Annotated in this window: 16 protein-coding genes and 2 pseudogenes; 5 read left to right on the top strand and 13 right to left on the bottom strand. The window is 72.0% G+C overall.

Going from position 1 to position 16,695, the window contains the following annotated elements:
* Positions 1-77: 77 nt before the first annotated feature.
* Both ACIQUR_RS17705 and ACIQUR_RS17700 read left to right on the top strand, forming a co-directional pair.
* Positions 78-384: pseudogene (locus tag ACIQUR_RS17705) on the top strand (exonuclease domain-containing protein); the annotation flags it as partial.
* 85 nt (positions 385-469) lie between these two features.
* The gene (locus ACIQUR_RS17700; protein WP_403664981.1) at positions 470-1,183 is read left to right on the top strand and encodes a 3'-5' exonuclease; all 714 of its coding nucleotides are present in this window, start codon (positions 470-472) and stop codon (positions 1,181-1,183) included.
* Positions 1,184-1,192: 9 nt separating this feature from the next.
* On the opposite strand, the gene ACIQUR_RS17695 is transcribed toward ACIQUR_RS17700, so the two are convergent.
* A complete protein-coding gene (locus ACIQUR_RS17695; protein WP_403664979.1) occupies positions 1,193-2,692 on the bottom strand; it encodes a S1 RNA-binding domain-containing protein in 1,500 nt (499 codons plus the stop codon).
* 328 nt (positions 2,693-3,020) lie between these two features.
* On the opposite strand from ACIQUR_RS17695, the pseudogene ACIQUR_RS17690 reads away from it, so the two are divergent.
* Positions 3,021-3,287, top strand: a pseudogene (locus ACIQUR_RS17690) (3'-5' exonuclease); the annotation flags it as partial.
* A gap of 33 nt (positions 3,288-3,320) precedes the next feature.
* Here the strand turns inward: ACIQUR_RS17690 and ACIQUR_RS17685 are convergent.
* Positions 3,321-4,172, bottom strand: a complete 852-nt coding sequence (locus tag ACIQUR_RS17685; protein WP_403664977.1) for a phosphotransferase — start codon at positions 4,170-4,172, stop codon at positions 3,321-3,323.
* Between the two features lie 75 nt (positions 4,173-4,247).
* Between ACIQUR_RS17685 and ACIQUR_RS17680 the strand changes: the two genes are divergently transcribed.
* The gene (locus tag ACIQUR_RS17680) at positions 4,248-4,793 is read left to right on the top strand and encodes a DUF1697 domain-containing protein (protein WP_403664975.1); all 546 of its coding nucleotides are present in this window, start codon (positions 4,248-4,250) and stop codon (positions 4,791-4,793) included.
* Between the two features lie 96 nt (positions 4,794-4,889).
* On the opposite strand, the gene ACIQUR_RS17675 is transcribed toward ACIQUR_RS17680, so the two are convergent.
* A complete protein-coding gene (locus ACIQUR_RS17675) occupies positions 4,890-5,735 on the bottom strand; it encodes an aldo/keto reductase (protein WP_403664973.1) in 846 nt (281 codons plus the stop codon).
* Positions 5,736-5,779: 44 nt separating this feature from the next.
* Here ACIQUR_RS17675 and ACIQUR_RS17670 point away from each other — a divergent pair, with 44 nt between their 5' ends.
* A complete protein-coding gene (locus ACIQUR_RS17670) occupies positions 5,780-6,781 on the top strand; it encodes a ketopantoate reductase family protein (RefSeq protein WP_403664971.1) in 1,002 nt (333 codons plus the stop codon).
* Positions 6,782-7,104: 323 nt separating this feature from the next.
* Here ACIQUR_RS17670 and ACIQUR_RS17665 read toward each other — a convergent pair whose 3' ends face one another.
* The 10 genes from ACIQUR_RS17665 to ACIQUR_RS17620 all read right to left on the bottom strand — a co-directional run bounded on the left by ACIQUR_RS17665 (position 7,105) and on the right by ACIQUR_RS17620 (position 16,517).
* Entirely contained in the window at positions 7,105-7,851 is a 747-nt protein-coding gene (locus ACIQUR_RS17665; protein WP_403664969.1) for a sirohydrochlorin chelatase, read from the bottom strand.
* A gap of 148 nt (positions 7,852-7,999) precedes the next feature.
* Entirely contained in the window at positions 8,000-8,893 is an 894-nt protein-coding gene (locus ACIQUR_RS17660; RefSeq protein ID WP_403664967.1) for an ABC transporter permease, read from the bottom strand.
* On the bottom strand, positions 8,880-9,674 hold the full coding sequence (locus ACIQUR_RS17655) for an ABC transporter ATP-binding protein (RefSeq protein ID WP_403664965.1): 795 nt from the start codon (positions 9,672-9,674) through the stop codon (positions 8,880-8,882). The genes ACIQUR_RS17660 and ACIQUR_RS17655 overlap by 14 nt, the downstream gene beginning before the upstream one ends.
* 36 nt (positions 9,675-9,710) lie before the next feature.
* Positions 9,711-10,832 carry an aliphatic sulfonate ABC transporter substrate-binding protein gene (locus ACIQUR_RS17650; RefSeq protein ID WP_403664963.1) on the bottom strand — a complete coding sequence of 374 codons (1,122 nt, stop codon included), beginning with the start codon at positions 10,830-10,832 and terminating at the stop codon, positions 9,711-9,713.
* Positions 10,833-11,074: 242 nt separating this feature from the next.
* Positions 11,075-12,403, bottom strand: coding sequence for a sulfate adenylyltransferase subunit 1 (locus ACIQUR_RS17645; protein ID WP_403664961.1), 1,329 nt, complete (start codon positions 12,401-12,403; stop codon positions 11,075-11,077).
* Between the two features lie 2 nt (positions 12,404-12,405).
* Positions 12,406-13,332: a sulfate adenylyltransferase subunit CysD gene (cysD, locus tag ACIQUR_RS17640; protein ID WP_403665548.1), complete on the bottom strand. Its 927-nt coding sequence runs from the start codon at positions 13,330-13,332 to the stop codon at positions 12,406-12,408.
* Positions 13,333-13,346: 14 nt separating this feature from the next.
* Positions 13,347-13,892 (bottom strand): adenylyl-sulfate kinase, encoded by a 546-nt coding sequence (gene cysC / locus ACIQUR_RS17635; RefSeq protein ID WP_403665546.1) that lies wholly within the window; start codon positions 13,890-13,892, stop codon positions 13,347-13,349.
* A 41-nt stretch (positions 13,893-13,933) separates the two neighbouring features.
* Positions 13,934-14,647, bottom strand: coding sequence for a phosphoadenylyl-sulfate reductase (locus ACIQUR_RS17630; protein ID WP_403664959.1), 714 nt, complete (start codon positions 14,645-14,647; stop codon positions 13,934-13,936).
* Positions 14,644-14,823, bottom strand: coding sequence for a hypothetical protein (locus ACIQUR_RS17625; RefSeq protein WP_399940589.1), 180 nt, complete (start codon positions 14,821-14,823; stop codon positions 14,644-14,646). Before ACIQUR_RS17625 ends, ACIQUR_RS17630 begins: the two co-directional genes overlap by 4 nt.
* Entirely contained in the window at positions 14,820-16,517 is a 1,698-nt protein-coding gene (locus ACIQUR_RS17620; protein ID WP_403664957.1) for a nitrite/sulfite reductase, read from the bottom strand. The genes ACIQUR_RS17625 and ACIQUR_RS17620 overlap by 4 nt, the downstream gene beginning before the upstream one ends.
* Between the last annotated feature and the right edge of the window lie 178 nt (positions 16,518-16,695).

Below are 16,695 nucleotides of genomic sequence, written 5' to 3'. Positions count from 1 at the left end.
GGCCCGTCCCCCGGCCCCCTCGTCGGCGGTGTCAGAGGCCCGTGGCAGGGTGGAGCCACGATGAGTGAGGGGGGACGATGACCTGGCACGGGGGAGTTCTGGCCGGATTCGACCTGGAGACGACGGGTACGGATCCGCAGCACGCGCGGATCGTGACGGCCGCGGTGGTCGAGGTGACGGACGGCACGGTCACGCGCCGGCGGAACTGGCTGGCGGACCCGGGGATACCGATCCCCGAACAGGCCGCGGCCATCCACGGCATCAGCACCGAGCGGGCCGCGGCCGAGGGGCGCCCGGCGCGCGAGGTGGCCGACGAGGTCGCCGACGCGCTGGTGGACCTGTGGCGGCGCGGCGCGGTGGTGGTCGCGTACAACGCGGCCTTTTATCCCCGCACGCCAGGCGCGTCTCAGGCGTCTCACGGCGAGGTGCGACGCCGGCCGGCAGTCCACGCCGGAATGAGGGCCGCGTGATGAGCTGGATCAGTGGGCCGTTGATGGCCTTCGACCTGGAGACCACGGGCACCGACGTCGAGACCGACCGCATCGTGACGGCGGCGGTCGTGCAGCTGGATCCGGACGGAGCCGTCGCAGAGGAACGAACCTGGCTGCTCAATCCAGGAGTGGCGATACCAGAAGAGGCATCGGGCATCCATGGCATCTCGACGGCCCATGCTCGCGAGCACGGGGTACCTGCTGCCTCCGCCGTTGAGGAGATCGCGCAGGCCGTCGCCAAGGGGCTGCGTCTTGGGACGCCGCTGGTGGTGATGAACGCACGCTACGACCTGTCACTGCTGGACCGAGAGTGTCGGCGCTACGGGGTCGCGTCGGTCAGCGAGCGGCTGGGCAGTGTGCCTGCGCCCGTCATCGATCCGCTGGTGATCGACAAGCACGTCGACAAGTACCGGAAGGGCAAGCGAGCCCTCCACGCGTTGTGTGCTCACTACGGTGTGTTGCTCGGCGACGCGCACAACGCGAGGGCCGATGCTGTGGCTGCCGCCCGCGTGGTGCGACGCATGGGTGAGAAGCACCAGCCCGTCGGCCTGATGCCATTGGCGGACCTGCATGACCTTCAGGTGCGCGCGGCGGCTGAACAGTCGGTCTCTTTGCAGGCCTATCTGCGACGGACTGCAGATCCGAAGGCAGTCGTCGAGCCGGCCTGGCCGCTCATTCCCCGGAGGCGATGACCACGCGGTTCAGCCCTCTCCGGGTGCGAGAGCCTGGAGGTGGGAGAGGGTGATCCGACGCCGTGGAAGGTCGACGTCCACAATCTTCACGGTGAGGGTGTCCCCGACCTGTACTACGTCCTCGGGCCGGTTCACGTCTCCTTCTGCCAGCTCGGAAAGGTGCACCAGGCCTTCGAGGCCGTCCTCTCTGTCTTCGACACGGACGAAGGCTCCGAACGGGACGAGTTTCGTCACGACGCCGCTCGTGATCTGGCCGACCTGCTGAATGAACTGCGGCATCGGGTCCTCTTGCAACGCCTTCAGGGACAGCGACACGCGCTCCCTCACGAGGTCGACGTCGAGGATCTCGGCCGAGATCTCCTGGCCGACACTGACGACGTCGGAGGGGTGATCGAAACGGCGCCAGGACAGCTCGGGAATGTTGATCATCGCGGTGAAGCCGCCGATATCCACAAAGGTCACACCGAAGCTGGCGATCTCCGTGACCGTGCCGGTGCAGATCTGCCCGCGGTGGAGAGTCTTCAGAAAGGCCCAGTTCCGGTCACTTGGCGTCGGCTCGGTCCTCCACCGGGCGCGCAAGACGCCGTCGCTGTCGGGCAGGACCGCGGTGAACAGCGGGTGGCGTTCGTCGAGGGTCAAAGACAGGGCCGTGGCGGCACGGGCGCCTGCCACCCAGGCGGCTAGTTCCTTGTAGTCAGTCTCGTCGACCATGGTGCTGGAGAGAGCCCCGTTCTCGTCCTCCCATACGAACTCCACCGGACCTTCGCCGAGAAGCGAGGCGAGGACCGCGTCAACATCGGTGGACAGGTCAGGCCAGACGGTCAACTGGGCACGCGGGGTGAGTCGGGCGCGTATGGCATCGAGTGTGTCTTCGGTGAGGCGGTGCCAGCGGGAGGCGTTGTGGAGGTACCCCTCCTCCAATATCGCTGCGTGCCGCATGGCGATGGACCAGCGCAGACGGGCCCAGAAGTCGTCGTCGGCGGGCCGCTGCACGCCGGGCTCTTCGGAGTCCGTGTCGTAGGGCGAGGCCTCCAGCCGATCCGGGAAGAGACCGAGAGCCTGGGCGTGGGCAACGGCGCGCTCGCAGGGCTTGTCGCTGCTGACGTAGACGTACTGGTCCCAGCCGACCTGCACGTCGAACTTGTCCTCCACCGCCAGGCGGCACCAGGCACCGTTGTCGCGGAGCATGACACGGACCAGCTCCAGGCCGACGGAGAGGGGCACCTCCGCACCGTCGTGGAACCCGCTCAGGTCTGGTGGGAAGAGCCCGGAAAGGCCGTGGCCGTCGATCGTCGGCTCCAGGCCGAAGTGGGCAAGGCCGGAGATCCCGGGCTCGCGAATGGCCAGGTGGTCGATGCCGGTGTCCTCAGCGAAGGCGGCAACCGCTTGCAGATATGCAGCCTCGACCGGTCCGTGGTCGCTGGCTGTGTCCTCAGCGCCGATGTACCTGCCGTGCTCGTCGCGGTCGGCAGGGTCGTACTTCGTGATCCGGTAGACGAAAGGCGGCACGCTGCTCCCCGTGGTTGTTGACGATGCTCGCTCAGCGGCCGATCTCGTGATCGGGAGCGTAGGGCGGGGCCGGCGCATCGCCGCCTTCGAGGATGGCCATCGAGATCACCTTCTGCAAGCGGGATAGCGTGCTCCATCAGGCCGAATCGATCAGCGGCTATCGATGCGAGTAACGCGATCGTTTCGGTTGGCTGCCTCGAAGAGACGCTGGTTCTCCAGTGTGAGGAGCTGTACCTGCTGTGCGAGGACGTTGATCGAGGAGCGTAGCTCCCGCACCTCGCGCGCGTGCTCCTGGCGGAGTCGGCGCTCGGCAGCTTTCAGGGGCACGCTGGAGGCGGTCTGCGCGGTCTACGGCGTCACCCTGCGCGGCGCCCACGACGCGTCGGCCGACGCCCTGGCCGCGGTCGAGGTGGCCCGCGCGATAGCCGCCCGCCACCCGGGGGTGGCGGAACTCGCGCCGGAGGGTCTGCACGCCCGCCAGATCACCTGGCACGCCTCCTGGGCCGCCAACTTCCAGGCCTACCTCCGCCGCCAGGGCACCCCGGACGCGGTGGTCGACGGCACCTGGCCCCTCCGGGCCGCGGTGCCGGCGTAGGCGGGACGGGCGGCCGCCGCCCGGCGCCGGCGGTCAGAAGGGGTGCCAGCGCAGGTGGGGGTCGGCTTCGCGGAGGGAGGTGACGCGGCGGCGGAACTCCGCCAGGGCCGCCGGGTTGGCCGGGGCGTGCTGGGCCACCCACGCGCAGCTCGCCGTCTCGCGGGCGCCCCGGAGCACCGCGCAGCCCGGCCAGTCGCGCACGTCCCAGCCGTAGGCCGCGCAGAACGCGTCGTACGCCTCCGGCGGCAGCCCGTACCGGTCGCGGGACAGGGCCATCACCACCAGGTCGTGCTCGCGCAGGTCCAGGGAGAACGTCTCCAGGTCCACCAGGACCGGGCCGTCCGGCCCCACGTGGACGTTGCGCGGCAGGGCGTCGCCGTGGATCGGGCCCCGCGGCAGGTGCGGCACCAGGGCGGCGGCCTCCGCGGCGAACGCGTCCCGCCGTGCCCGCAGGAAGGCCGCGTCCGCCGGGTCCACCGCGTCGCCCGCCAGCCGCAGCCACCGCTCCACCCCGCCCAGCAGGTCCCGGCCCGGCAGCGTGAAGGCCGGGGCGGGCAGGGCGTGCACCCGGCGGAGCAGCGCCGCCAGGTCCTCCGGGCCGGCCGGGCGCACCGCCGCCGGCAGCCGGTGCCAGACGGTCAGCGGATGGCCGTCCACCAGCCGCGCCGCCGGCTCGGCCGCCCGTACCGCCGGCACCCCGGCGGCCGCCAGCCACGCGGCGACGGCCAGCTCCCGCTCGGCGCGCGGCAGCAGCCCGGGGTCGCGGCCCACCCTGACCACCAGCTCCCCGGTGCCGAACACCGCGTTCTCGCCGAGCGCCAGCAGCTCCGCGCCGCCGCCGAAGCCGGCCGCTCCGAGGACCTCCCTGGCCCGCGCCTCGTCCATCCGGGTACCCCTTCGCCATGACCGCCGTCGAACCGGGCAAGTCTCGCACCGCGCCGCCTCGCTAGAGTGCGGGGCATGACGACGTACGTGGCGCTGCTGCGCGGCATCAACGTGGGCGGCGCCAGGAAGGTGCCCATGGCCCGGCTGCGCGGCCTCATCGAGGAGCTCGGCCACACCGGGGTCCGCACCTACGTGCAGAGCGGCAACGCCGTCTTCGACAGCACCCTCGCCGATCCCGGGGCCGTGGCACGGGGTCTGGAGGAGGCCATCGAGGCCGAGTTCGGCTTCGCGGTGCCCTGCCTCGTCCTCGACGGAGCCCGCCTGCGGGCCGTCGCCGACGCCTGCCCCTTCCCCGCCGCGGAGCTGGAGGGCAGGCAGCTGCACGCCACCCTGCTGTCCGGCGACCCCGACCCGGCGCGCTTCGCCGACATCGACGCCGACGCCCTGCTGCCGGAGGAGTACGCCCTCGGCGACCGGGTGATCTACCTCCACACCCCGGACGGCCTCGGCCGCTCCAAGCTGGCCGAGACCGTGCTGCGCCCCTCCCGGCTCAAGGGCCTCGACGTCACCACCCGTAACTGGAACACGGTCCTCAAGCTCTTGGAGATGGTGGAGGGCTGACGGGGCGACGGGCCCGCGGGGCCGAAGGGCTGACGGGCCTGCGGGGCCGACGGCCTCGCGGAACCGCCGCCGGGCCGCAGCCGGCCCGCCGCGGGCTCAGACCAGGGCCTCCAGCAGCTCCGTCTCGCGCGCGGAGAGCCGTACCGTCCCCGCGTCCAGGTTCTCCGCCAGGTGCTCCGCGGAGCCGGTCCCCGGCGTCGGGCACAGCACCGGCGACCGGTGCAGCAGCCAGGCCAGCGCGATCTGCCCGGTGCTCGCCCCGTGCTCCGCCGCCACCGTCGACAGTGCCGCCGCGCCGCGCCGGGTCAGCGCCCCGTTGCCCAGCGGGAACCACGGCAGGAAGGCGATCCCGCGCTCCCCGCACAGCTCCAGCACCGCCTCCGAGGAACGGTCGAGCAGGTTGTACCGGTTCTGCACGGAGGCCACCGGCACGTACTTCAGCGCCTCCTCCAGCTGCTCGGCGGTGACCGTGTCCAGGCCGATGTGCCGGATCTTGCCCTCCGCCCGCAACTCCAGCAGCGCGCCCAGCTGTTCGGCCATCGGCACGGCCGGGTCCAGCCGGTGCAGCTGGTACAGGCCGATCCGGTCCGTCCGCAGCCGCCGCAGGCTCGCCTCGCACATCGCCCGCAGCTGCTCCGGCCGGCCGGCGACGTGCCAGGTGTCCGGACCGGTGCGCACCACCCCGCCCTTCGTCGCGACCAGCAGGTCGTCCGGGTAGGGGTGGAGGGCCTCCGCGATCAGCTCCTCGGCCAGGTCGGGACCGTAGTTGTCCGCCGTGTCGATCAGGTTCACGCCCCGGTCCAGCGCGGTGTGCAGCAGCGCGCGGGCCGCCGCCCGCTCACCGCGCGGGCCCCAGTAGCCGGGGCCGACCAGCCCGCCCGTACCGAAACCCAGCCGCCGGACGGTGAAGTCGCCACCGATGGAGTACGTCGCCTCGACCATGCCCCGACCGTAACCCAGGGGCCTCCGTGTGCCAGGCTCGGCACATGCGCTACATCATCATCGGAGCGGGCGCGATCGGCGCCACCATCGGCGGACGGCTCGCGGAGAGCGGGACCGAGAGCGTGCTGGTGGCGCGCGGCCCGCACGCGGCGGCCCTGCGCGCCAACGGCCTGCGGCTGACCACCGCCGACGGCACCGTGGTGCACCGGCTGCCGGTCGCCGAGGGGCCCGCCGACCTGGGGGAGCTGCGGCCGGACGACGTGCTGGTGCTGGCGGTGAAGACGCAGGACGCGGTGGCCGCGCTGGACACCTGGGCGGCCGCCGAGGTCGCCGGGGGCGGGACCGCCGCGCAGCGGCTGCCGGTGGTGTGCACCCAGAACGGCGTCGAGGCCGAACGGCTGGCACTGCGCCGCTTCGACCGGGTGTACGGGGTGTGCGTGTGGCTGCCGTCCTCCTTCCTGGAGCCGGGCGCGGTGGACGCGCTGTGCGCGCCGCTCACCGGGATGCTGCACGTGGGCCGCTACCCGGCCGGTGCCGACGCGCGGGCCCGGCGGATCGCCGAGGACCTGGAGAAGGCCGGCTTCGAGGCGCCGGTCGTCGAGGACGTGATGCGCTGGAAGTACGGCAAGCTGCTGCACAACGTCGCCAACGCCATCCAGGCCACCGCCGGGCCGGAGCCGCACCCGGCGAAGGCGCTGCTGGCCGCGCGGGCGGTGGCGGAGGCGCGGGCCGTCTTCGCCGCGGCGGGCATCCCGGTGGTGAGCGACGCGGAGCAGACCGCCGCGCGGGAGGGGAAGGTCGTGCCGCCGCCGGGCGTGCGGGGCGGGTCGTCCTGGCAGAGCCTGCGGCGGGGGACGGGCTCGGTGGAGGCCGACTACCTGAACGGTGAGATCTCGCTGCTGGGCCGGCTGCACGGGGTGCCGACGCCGGTCAACGACACGTTGCGGCACGCGGCGAACATCTTCGCCCGCGAGGGGCTCCCGCCGGGGGCGATGCCGATCGCTGACCTGACGGCCCTGGCCGACGAGGCCGCGGCGCGGCGCTAGCGGTTGGGGGTGCCGGTCCCGTGCCGGGTGCGGCGCCGGGGTGGTGCGGGTCGTTGCCGCTGCGCGGAGCCGCTTCCCCACCCCGCCCCTTCCCGAAGCGGCGCTCCGCCCCGGCCCCCGCGCCTCAAACGCCGGCGAGGCTGGCAGCAGCCCCGGGGGCATATCAAGCCCCTCCGGCGTTCGAGGGGCTGGGGGTCCCCCCAGCGGTAGCCGGGGGAGGGTACGGGGGACAGCCCCGCAGGGCAACGGCCCGCACCCGGCACGGGACCCGCACCCGGCATGGGACCGGCACCGGCACGGGCCGGTACCCGGTATGGGCTCGGTCAGGCGGAGAGGGCTGTTCGGGGTGCGGCCGCGCACGCGTCACGGCGGGTGAGGATCAGCGCCGCCAGCTCCGGCGCGGCGCCCAGGACCGGGGCCAGGAGGTCCGCGTCGGCGGCGCCCGCCGCGATCCGGTCCGGCAGCTTGCCGGGGGCGATCACGTACGGGGCGACGACGACCCGCCGTACCCCCTCGGCGCGGAGCGCACGTACGGCCTCCGCCGTGGTCGGCAGGGCCGCGGAGGCGAACGCAGGCCGCACGGCGCACCAACCGGTGAGCCGCCACTCCCGCGCGGTTTCAGCGATCGCTGCGATCGCCTCCGGGTCTGAGGAACCGGCGGACGCGAGGACGACACCGGTCGTCGCGCGGTCCGCCAGCGAGAGGCCCGCCTCCCACAGCCGCCGTTCGAGCGCGGCGTGCAGCAGGGGGTCGGGGCCCAGGACGTCCGCCACCCGGACCTCCAGTCCCGGCAGCCGGGACGTGGCCTCGGCCAGCACCGCCGGGATGTCGGCCTTCGCGTGGAAGGCGCGGGTGAGGAGGAGCGGGAGGGCGACGACCTCCCGTACCCCCGAGGCGTGCAGCGCGGCGAGCACCCCGGGGACGGACGGCGCGTTGAAGTCCAGGTACGCCGTCTCCACCCGCAGCCCCGGCCGCAGTTCCCGCACGAGCCCGGTGAGGGCGTGCACGGTCGCCGCGTGCCGCGGGTCGCGGCTGCCGTGGGCGATGACCAGCAGCGCAGGACCGCTCACCGCAGGACCGCCCGCCGCCGCACCGACGGCCGCCGGGCCCGGAGTCGGACCGGGCGCCGGCCGGGCCGCGGCTGACGCGACGGAAGCGACGGACGCGGCGGCCGCGCCCGGTGTCGTGGGCAGGGTGGAGACGTCGTACACCGCGGGTTCACCTCACCAGCAGGCCGCGGCTGCGCAGCACGTACCGCTCGGCCGGGCTGAAGATCAGCAGGTCGATGGCGATGCCGACGACCAGGATCAGCAGGATGGCCAGGAACACGCCGGGCAGGTCGATGTTGTTGCGGCCGTTCTCCAGCAGCTGGCCGAGGCCGAGGCCCAGGTCGGGGGAGGACGCGATGATCTCGGCCGCCATCAGCGAACGCCAGGAGAAGGCCCAGCCCTGCTTCAGGCCCGCCAGGTAGCCCGGCAGCGCGGCCGGCATGACCACGTGCCAGACGCCCTTGAAGCCGGTGGCGCCCAGGGTCCGGCCGGCCCGCAGGAACAGCGGCGGCACCTGGTCCACGCCCGAGACCAGCCCGTTGGCGATGGACGGCACGGCACCCAGCAGGATGACGGTGTACATCATCGCGTCGTTGAGGCCGAACCAGAGGACGGCCGGCGGCACCCAGGCCACCGACGGCAGGGACTGCAGGCCGGACAGGATCGGGCCGATCGCGGCGCGGACGGCCTTCACCCGGGCGACCAGCAGGCCGAGCGGGGTGCCGATGGCCAGGGCGAGCAGGAAGCCCAGCAGGCCACGGGAGACGGAGGTCCAGACGACCTCCAGCAGGGTGCCCTGGATCCACAGCTCGGACAGGCTGTCCCAGACCGCGGACGGCGCGGGCAGCTTGGTCTCGTCGGTGACCTTCGCCGAGACCAGGACCTGCCACACGACGAGGACCAGGGTGACGGCGACGAGCGGCGGCAGGACCTTCTTGACGAGCACCTCGCGCACCGGCGCGCGGCGGATCTCGACGGCGTCGAGGGCGTCGAGGCCGGCCTCCAGGCCGGCCAGGTCGTCCGCCTTGGCCGGGGCCTTCTCGGTGGTCTCAGTGCTGGCCATGGCGGCGGATCTCCCCACGCAGGTGTTCAGTGATCTCGACGGACAGCTCCGCGACGGCCGCGTCCTCGATGCGGCGCGGCTGCGGGATGTCCACGGTCCATTCCTTGGCCACGCGGCCGGGCCGCGAGGACAGCAGCACCACGCGCTGCGCGAGCCGGACGGCCTCGCGGACGTTGTGCGTGACGAAGAGGACGGAGACGTTGGTCTCCTCCCAGATGCGGGTGAGCTCGCCGTGCAGCACGTCGCGGGTGATGGCGTCCAGGGCCGCGAACGGCTCGTCCATCAGCAGCAGTTCGCTGTCCTGGGCCAGCGCGCGGGCCAGCGCGACGCGCTGGCGCATGCCGCCGGACAGCTCGTGCACGCGCTTGCCGTACGCGCCGCCGAGGCGGACCAGCTCCAGCAGGCGCTCGGCCTCCACGCGGCGCTCGGCCTTGGCGACCCCGCGCAGCCGCAGGGCCAGCTCGATGTTCTTGCCCGCGGTCAGCCACGGGAAGAGGGCGTGCTCCTGGAACATCAGCGCCGGGCGGCCGCCGGGGGTCTCGATGGCCCCCTGGGACGGCCGGTCCAGCCCCGCCACCAGGTTGAGCAGCGTGGACTTGCCGCATCCCGAGGCACCCAGGATGGTGACGAACTCGCCGCGCGCGACATCGAGGCTGATGTCGTCGAGGACGAGCTGCGGTCCGGCCGGGCCGGGGAACGACTTCGAGACGTGCTCGATGCGGGCGGCGTGCGCCGCCGTGTGGGCGGTGCCTTCGGCAGCCTTGGCGAATGTGGTGGCCATGGTCGTCACCTCCTGGGTACGGAAGGGCTTGCGGGCTTACTTGGTGCCGAGTCCGGCGTCGGAGACCTCGGGCTTGCCGGCGGCCTTGAGGACCTTGTTGAGGAGGGTGAGGTCGTAGATGCCGGTGAGGTCGGGCTGCTTGATGAGCTTGGCCTTGACCGCCCATTCGGACTGGGTCTTCAGGGTGGCGGCGAGCGGGTCGTCGGTGATCTGGATGCTGGGCCAGGCGGGGTCGATGACCTTGGCGGCCAGTTCCTTGCCCGTTTCGGCCTTCAGGGCCGCGTTCGCGGAGGCCTTGGCCTTGTCGGGGTTGGCGTTGATCCAGTCGTTGGTCTTGACGGTGCCGCGCAGGACGGCCTCGACGACGTCGGCGTGCTCGGCGAGGAACTTCTGGGAGACGATGACGTTGGTGATGACGAACTTCTTGTCGGGCCACAGGCTGGTCTCGTCGAGGAGGACCTTGGCGCCTTCGGAGACGAGCTTGGAGGCGGTGGGTTCGGGGACCCAGGCGCCGTCGATGGAGCCGGACTTGTAGGCGTCGGGGGTGACCTTGTTGTCGGTGCGGACGACGGAGACGTCGCCCTTGCCGCTTTCGGGGTCGACGGTCCAGCCCTTGTCGGCGATCCAGTTGAGGAACGCGACGTCCTGGGTGTTGCCCTTCTGGGGGGTGGCGATCTTCTTGCCCTTGAGGTCGTCGAGGGTCTTGATCTTGTCCGGGTTGACGACGAGCTTCACGCCGCCGGACGCGGAGCCGGAGATGATCCGGAGGTTCTTGCCTTTGGACTTGACGTAGGCGTTGATCGAGGGCGAGGGGCCGATGAAGCCGATGTCCAGTGAACCGCCGTTGAGCGCCTCGATCTCGGAGGGGCCGGCGTTGAAGGTCTGGGGGGCGATCTTCGTCCCGCCCAGCTCCTTGGCGATGAGGCCTTCCTGGATGCCCACCAGCGCGGTCGCGTGGGTGAGGTTGGGGAAGTAGCCGATGCGGACGGTGTCCGCGGAGAGCTTCTTTCCGGTGGCCGCGACGTTGGACTTCTCGTCCTTCTTCTCGTCCTTCGCGCCGGAGCCGTAGCCGCAGGCGGCGAGGGAGCCGAACAGCAGCGGCAGGGCGGCCGCGGCGAGCACGGAACGGCGGAGGGCGGTGCGGCGGGTGGCAGGCACGGGAGGGTTTCCTCTCGGAGGCCCGGTGCTCACGTACTCCGGATCAGTGGTCCGGGTACGCGGCCGGGAAGGCGTTCGGTCTTCGACGGTGCGGGTACGGCTCGTGGGGGGTGCGGGCGCGCAGGCAGTGCGCGTACGTCATCGCGCACATCGCGCCACCCCTCCCTGGCCGCTGCCGAGGGAGCCGCTGCCCACGCGGCCGCCCTCCTTCGCGAAGGTCGAGTAGATGTCGGCGGTCACGGTCAGAAGTCCCATCCGTCGTCGTCCGGCGCGGCTTCCTCGGCCTGGGAGGCGAAGGACTCGCCCGCCATGCCCGCGGCGAGGGTGGTGCCGTCGGCCGGGTCGATCAGCAGGAAGGACCCGGTGCGGCGCGAGTCGGCGTAGGCGTCGAGCGCGAGCGGCTCGGCGGTGCGTACGACGACCCGGCCGATGTCGTTGGCTACGAGCTGCCCGGGGTTCGGGTGCTGGGACAGGTCGTCCAGCGTCAGCCGGGAGGGGATCTCCTTGACGATCGCCTTCACCGTGCGCGTGGTGTGCTTGATCAGCACCCGGGCGCCCACGGTGAGCGGCTGGTCGGCCACGTGGCAGACCGTCGCAACGACGTCCTGCGTGGTGGCCGGGGTGCTCGCGGACGGCGCGATCAGGTCGCCGCGCGAGATGTCGATGTCGTCCTTCAGCCGCAGCGTCACGGACTGCGGGGCCCAGGCGATGTCCACGCTCTCGCCGAGCGCGTCGATGCCCTCGATGACGCTGGTCTTCCCCGACGGCAGCACGGTGACGGCCTCGCCGACGCGCAGCACGCCGGAGGCGATCTGGCCGGCGTAGCCGCGGTAGTCCGGGTGCTCGGCGGTCTGCGGGCGGATCACGTACTGGACCGGGAAACGGGCCGGGCAGGCGGTGAGGTCGTGGCTGACCGGGACGGTCTCCAGGTGCTCCAGCACCGTCGGGCCGCCGTACCAGTCCATGTTGGCGGACGGGTCCACGACGTTGTCGCCGGCCAGCGCCGAGATCGGGATCGCGGTGATCTCCGGGACGCCGAGGGCGGAGGCGTACGAGGTGAAGTCCTCGGCGATCTTCGCGAAGACCGCCTCGTCGTAGCCGACCAGGTCCATCTTGTTGACGGCCAGCACCACGTGCGGGACCCGCAGCAGCGCGGCCACGGCCGCGTGGCGGCGGGTCTGCTCGACCACGCCGTTGCGGGCGTCGACCAGGACGACCGCCAGCTCGGCCGTCGACGCGCCGGTGACCATGTTGCGGGTGTACTGCACGTGGCCGGGGGTGTCGGCCAGGATGAACCGGCGGCGGGCGGTGGCGAAGTAGCGGTAGGCGACGTCGATGGTGATGCCCTGCTCGCGCTCGGCGCGCAGGCCGTCGGTCAGCAGCGCGAGGTCGGGGGCGTCCTGGCCGCGGTCCTGGGAGACCCGCTCCACGGCCTCCAGCTGGTCCTCCAGGACCGACTTGGAGTCGTGCAGCAGCCGGCCGACCAGGGTGGACTTGCCGTCGTCGACGGAGCCCGCGGTGGCGAAGCGCAGCAGCGTCGTGGCGCTGAGCTGCTCGGTGGTGCTGGTCATGGCTAGAAGTACCCTTCGCGCTTGCGGTCTTCCATCGCGGCCTCGGACAGCTTGTCGTCGGCGCGGGTCGCGCCCCGCTCGGTGAGGCGGGAGACGGCGATCTCGGCGATCACCGCGTCGAGCGTGGTGGCGTCGGAGTCGACGGCGCCGGTGCAGGACATGTCGCCGACGGTCCGGTAACGGATCTGCCGGGTGACGACCTGCTCGGACTCCTTCGGCCCGCCCCACTCGCCCGCGGTCAGCCACATGCCGTTGCGCTGGAAGACCTCACGCTCGTGGGCGAAGTAGATCTCCGGCAGCTCGATGTCCTCGCGGGCGATGTACTGCCACACGTCGAGTTCGGTCCAGTTGGAGAGCGGGAAGACGCGGACGTGCTCGCCGGGGGCGTGGCGGCCGTTGTAGAGCTGCCACAGCTCGGGGCGCTGGCGGCGCGGGTCCCACTGGGAGAACTCGTCGCGCAGCGAGAACACCCGCTCCTTGGCGCGGGCCTTCTCCTCGTCGCGGCGGCCGCCGCCGAACACCGCGTCGAACCGGTGCTGCTGGATCGCCTCGGTCAGCGGGACGGTCTGCAGCGGGTTGCGCGTCCCGTCCGGACGCTCCTTCAGCTTGCCCGCGTCGATGTACTCCTGGACCGAGGCCACGTGCAGGCGCAGGCCGTACCGCTCGACCGTGCGGTCGCGGTACTCGATGACCTCGGGGAAGTTGTGCCCGGTGTCCACGTGCAGCAGGGCGAACGGCACCGGCGCGGGCGCGAAGGCCTTGAGCGCCAGGTGCAGCATGACGATGGAGTCCTTGCCGCCGGAGAAGAGGATCACCGGCTTCTCGAACTCGCCCGCCACCTCGCGGAAGATGTGGACCGCCTCGGACTCCAGGGCGTCGAGGTGCGACAGGGCGTACGGCGCGTCGGCGTCGGCGGCCGGGTTGTGCAGGTGCGCGGCGGTGGTCACGCCAGTCCCCTCTCGTTGAGCAGCGCGAACAGCGACGCCGCGGACTCCTGGACGGTCTGGGTGTGCGACTCGATGCGCAGGTCCGGCGCGGCCGGTGCCTCGTACGGGTCGTCGACGCCGGTGAGACCGGAGATCTCGCCGGCCGCCTGCTTGGCGTACAGGCCCTTCACGTCGCGCGCGGAGCAGACCTCGACCGGGGTGGCCACGTGGACCTCCAGGTACGCGGTGCCGGCGGCGGCGTGCCGCTTGGCGACGGCCTCGCGGCTGTCCGCGTACGGGGCGATGACCGGGACGAGCGCCTTGACGCCGTTGCTGGCGAGGAGTTCGGCGACGAAGCCGATCCGCTGCACGTTGGTGTGGCGGTCCTCGCGGGAGAAGCCGAGACCAGCCGAGAGGAACTCGCGGATCTCGTCGCCGTCCAGGACCTCCACGCGGTGGCCCTCGCCGCGCAGCCGCTCGGCCAGCGCGTACGCGATGGTGGTCTTGCCCGCGCTCGGCAGACCGGTCAGCCACACGGTGGCTCCCTGGCCGGTCACGCTCATCTGCTTCTCCGTAGCTTCCGTCACTTCGGTACGTTCCGTCATCAGCCGTGCAGTCCGCACTCGGTCTTGGCCCGGCCCGCCCAGCGGCCGGCCCGCGCGTCCTCGCCGTCCGCCACGCGGCGGGTGCAGGGGGCGCAGCCGACGGAGGCGTAGCCGTCCATGAGGAGCGGGTTGGTCAGCACGCCGTGCTCGACGACGTAGGCGTCCACGTCGTCCTGCGTCCACCTGGCGATCGGCGAGACCTTGACCTTGCGCCGCTTCTCGTCCCAGCCGACCACCGGGGTGTTCGCCCGGGTCGGGGACTCGTCGCGGCGCAGGCCGGTCGCCCACGCGTCGTAGCCGGCCAGGCCCTCTTCGAGGGGCTTGACCTTGCGCAGGGCGCAGCACAGGTCCGGGTCGCGGTCGTGCAGCCTGGGGCCGTACTCGGCGTCCTGCTCGGCGACCGTCTGGCGCGGGGTGAGGGTGATGACGTTGACGTCCATCACCGCGTCGACCGCGTCACGGGTGCCGATGGTCTCCTCGAAGTGGTAGCCGGTGTCGAGGAAGACCACGTCCACACCGGGGAACGCACGCGAGGCCAGGTGCGCGACGACCGCGTCCTCCATCGAGGAGGTGACGCAGAAGCGTGCGCCGAAGGTCTCGGCGGCCCAGGTGAGGATCTCCAGCGGGGAGGCGTCCTCCAGGTCGCGGCCCGCCTGCTCGGCCAGCGCCCTGAGTTCCGCGGTCCTGAGATCCGTGTCTTGAGCGGTGGTCATATCCCGTCCCCTCCGTTGCCGTTCGACTGGAAGCCGCGGGCCAGCAGCCCGAGGTACTTCAGTTGGAAGGCGCGGTTGCAGGACCGGCATTCCCAGGCGCCGTGGCCCTGCTCGTTCGGGAACAGGTCCTCGTCGCCGCAGTACGGGCAGTAGAACGGTGCGGCGCGCTCGCTCACGACAGGCTCTTCTCGTCCGCGCGGGCGACCCAGGCGGCGAACCGCTCGCCGTCCTCGCGCTCCGCCTCGAAGCGCCGGACGACCCGCTCCACGTAGTCGGGCAGCTCGGCCGAGGTGACCTTCAGACCGCGGACCTTGCGGCCGAAGCCGGCCTCCAGGCCCAGCGCGCCGCCCAGGTGCACCTGGAAGCCCTCGACCTGGTTGCCGTCCTCGTCCAGGACCAGCTGGCCCTTGAGACCGATGTCCGCCACCTGGATACGGGCGCAGGCGTTGGGGCAGCCGTTGATGTTGATCGTCAGCGGCTGGTCGAACTCCGGCAGGCGGCGCTCCAGCTCCTCGATGAGGGTCTGGCCGCGGCCCTTGGTGTCGACGATCGCCAGCTTGCAGAACTCGATGCCGGTGCACGCCATGGTGCCGCGCCGGAACGGGGACGGCTTGACCCGCAGGTCCAGCGCCTCCAGGGCGGAGACCAGCGGCTCGACCTGCGCCTCCGCCACGTCGAGCACGATCATCTTCTGCTCGGCGGTGGTGCGCACCCGGCCGGAGCCGTGCCGCTCGGCGATGTCGGCGATCTTCGTCAGGGTGGCGCCGTCCACGCGGCCGACGCGGGGGGCGAAGCCGACGTAGAAGTTGCCGTCCTTCTGGCGGTGCACGCCGACGTGGTCGCGCCACTGCTGGACCGGCTGGTCCGGGGCGGGGCCGTCGGTGAGCTTGCGCTTGAGGTACTCGTCCTCCAGGACCTGGCGGAACTTCTCCGCGCCCCAGTCGGCGACCAGGAACTTCAGGCGGGCCCGGGTGCGCAGGCGGCGGTAGCCGTAGTCGCGGAAGATCGAGATGACGCCGGTGTAGACGTCCGGGACCTCGTCGAGGGAGACCCAGGTGCCGAGGCGGACGCCGAGCTTGGGGTTGGTGGACAGGCCGCCGCCGACCCAGACGTCGAAGCCGGGACCGTGCTCGGGGTGGTTCACGCCGACGAAGGCGATGTCGTTGATCTCGTGCGCCACGTCGAGCAGCGGCGAGCCGGAGACCGCGGACTTGAACTTGCGGGGCAGGTTGGAGAAGTCCTTGTTGCCCACGATGCGGCGGTAGATCTCGTCGATGGCGGGGGTGCCGTCGATGATCTCGTCCTCGGCGATGCCGGCGACGGGGGAGCCGAGGATGACGCGGGGGGTGTCACCGCAGGCCTCGGTGGTCGAGAGACCGACCGCCTCCAGGCGGTTCCAGATCTCCGGGACGTCCTCGATGCGGATCCAGTGGTACTGCACGTTCTGGCGGTCGGTGATGTCCGCGGTGCCGCGGGCGAACTCCTCGGAGATCTCGCCGATCACGCGCAGCTGCTGCGTGGTGAGACGGCCGCCGTCGATGCGGACGCGCAGCATGAAGAACTCGTCGTCCAGCTCCTCCGGCTCCAGGATCGCGGTCTTGCCGCCGTCGATCCCGGGCTTGCGCTGGGTGTAGAGGCCCCACCAGCGCATGCGTCCGCGCAGGTCGTTGGGGTCGATCGAGTCGAACCCGGCCTTGGAGTAGATCGTCTCAATGCGTGTCCGCACGTTGAGACCGTCGTCGTCCTTCTTGAACTGCTCGTTGCCGTTGAGGGGCGTGAAGTGGCCTACGGCCCACTGGCCTTCTCCGCGGTGGCGGCCGGTCTTGCGGCGCGCGACGGCGGCGGTGGGCTTTTCGGGGGTGGCGGCCATGGCGGTACGTCCTTCTGTGGCGGCTCAAGGCAAGGGGGACAGGTGGCGGCGGAATGACCCCGTTACTGCGGTGACCCGGGACAAATGGTTCCGGGTGCGGCAAAACGGGCCCCGCTGCGGGTGTGCGGGGGCCTGTTCCGGCCTCAGGGGGATCGACGCGTCCGCGACGACGGGGACG

The sequence above is a fragment of the Streptomyces sp. NPDC101132 genome, from assembly GCF_044759225.1.
Taxonomy (GTDB): Bacteria; Actinomycetota; Actinomycetes; order Streptomycetales; family Streptomycetaceae; genus Streptomyces.
Note: the sequence above shows the minus strand (reverse complement) of the source record. Positions and strands in the feature narration are given on the sequence as shown.

Coding starts and splice junctions, on each gene's coding strand:
- ACIQUR_RS17680 (WP_403664975.1), top strand. CDS start 4,248: ATGACGACGTACGTGGCGCTGCTGCGCGGCATCAACGTGGGCGGCGCC.
- cysC (WP_403665546.1), bottom strand. CDS start 13,892: ATGAGCGTGACCGGCCAGGGAGCCACCGTGTGGCTGACCGGTCTGCCG.
- ACIQUR_RS17670 (WP_403664971.1), top strand. CDS start 5,780: ATGCGCTACATCATCATCGGAGCGGGCGCGATCGGCGCCACCATCGGC.
- ACIQUR_RS17630 (WP_403664959.1), bottom strand. CDS start 14,647: ATGACCACCGCTCAAGACACGGATCTCAGGACCGCGGAACTCAGGGCG.
- ACIQUR_RS17700 (WP_403664981.1), top strand. CDS start 470: ATGAGCTGGATCAGTGGGCCGTTGATGGCCTTCGACCTGGAGACCACG.
- ACIQUR_RS17645 (WP_403664961.1), bottom strand. CDS start 12,403: ATGACCAGCACCACCGAGCAGCTCAGCGCCACGACGCTGCTGCGCTTC.
- ACIQUR_RS17660 (WP_403664967.1), bottom strand. CDS start 8,893: ATGGCCAGCACTGAGACCACCGAGAAGGCCCCGGCCAAGGCGGACGAC.
- ACIQUR_RS17655 (WP_403664965.1), bottom strand. CDS start 9,674: ATGGCCACCACATTCGCCAAGGCTGCCGAAGGCACCGCCCACACGGCG.
- ACIQUR_RS17675 (WP_403664973.1), bottom strand. CDS start 5,735: ATGGTCGAGGCGACGTACTCCATCGGTGGCGACTTCACCGTCCGGCGG.
- ACIQUR_RS17620 (WP_403664957.1), bottom strand. CDS start 16,517: ATGGCCGCCACCCCCGAAAAGCCCACCGCCGCCGTCGCGCGCCGCAAG.
- ACIQUR_RS17685 (WP_403664977.1), bottom strand. CDS start 4,172: ATGGACGAGGCGCGGGCCAGGGAGGTCCTCGGAGCGGCCGGCTTCGGC.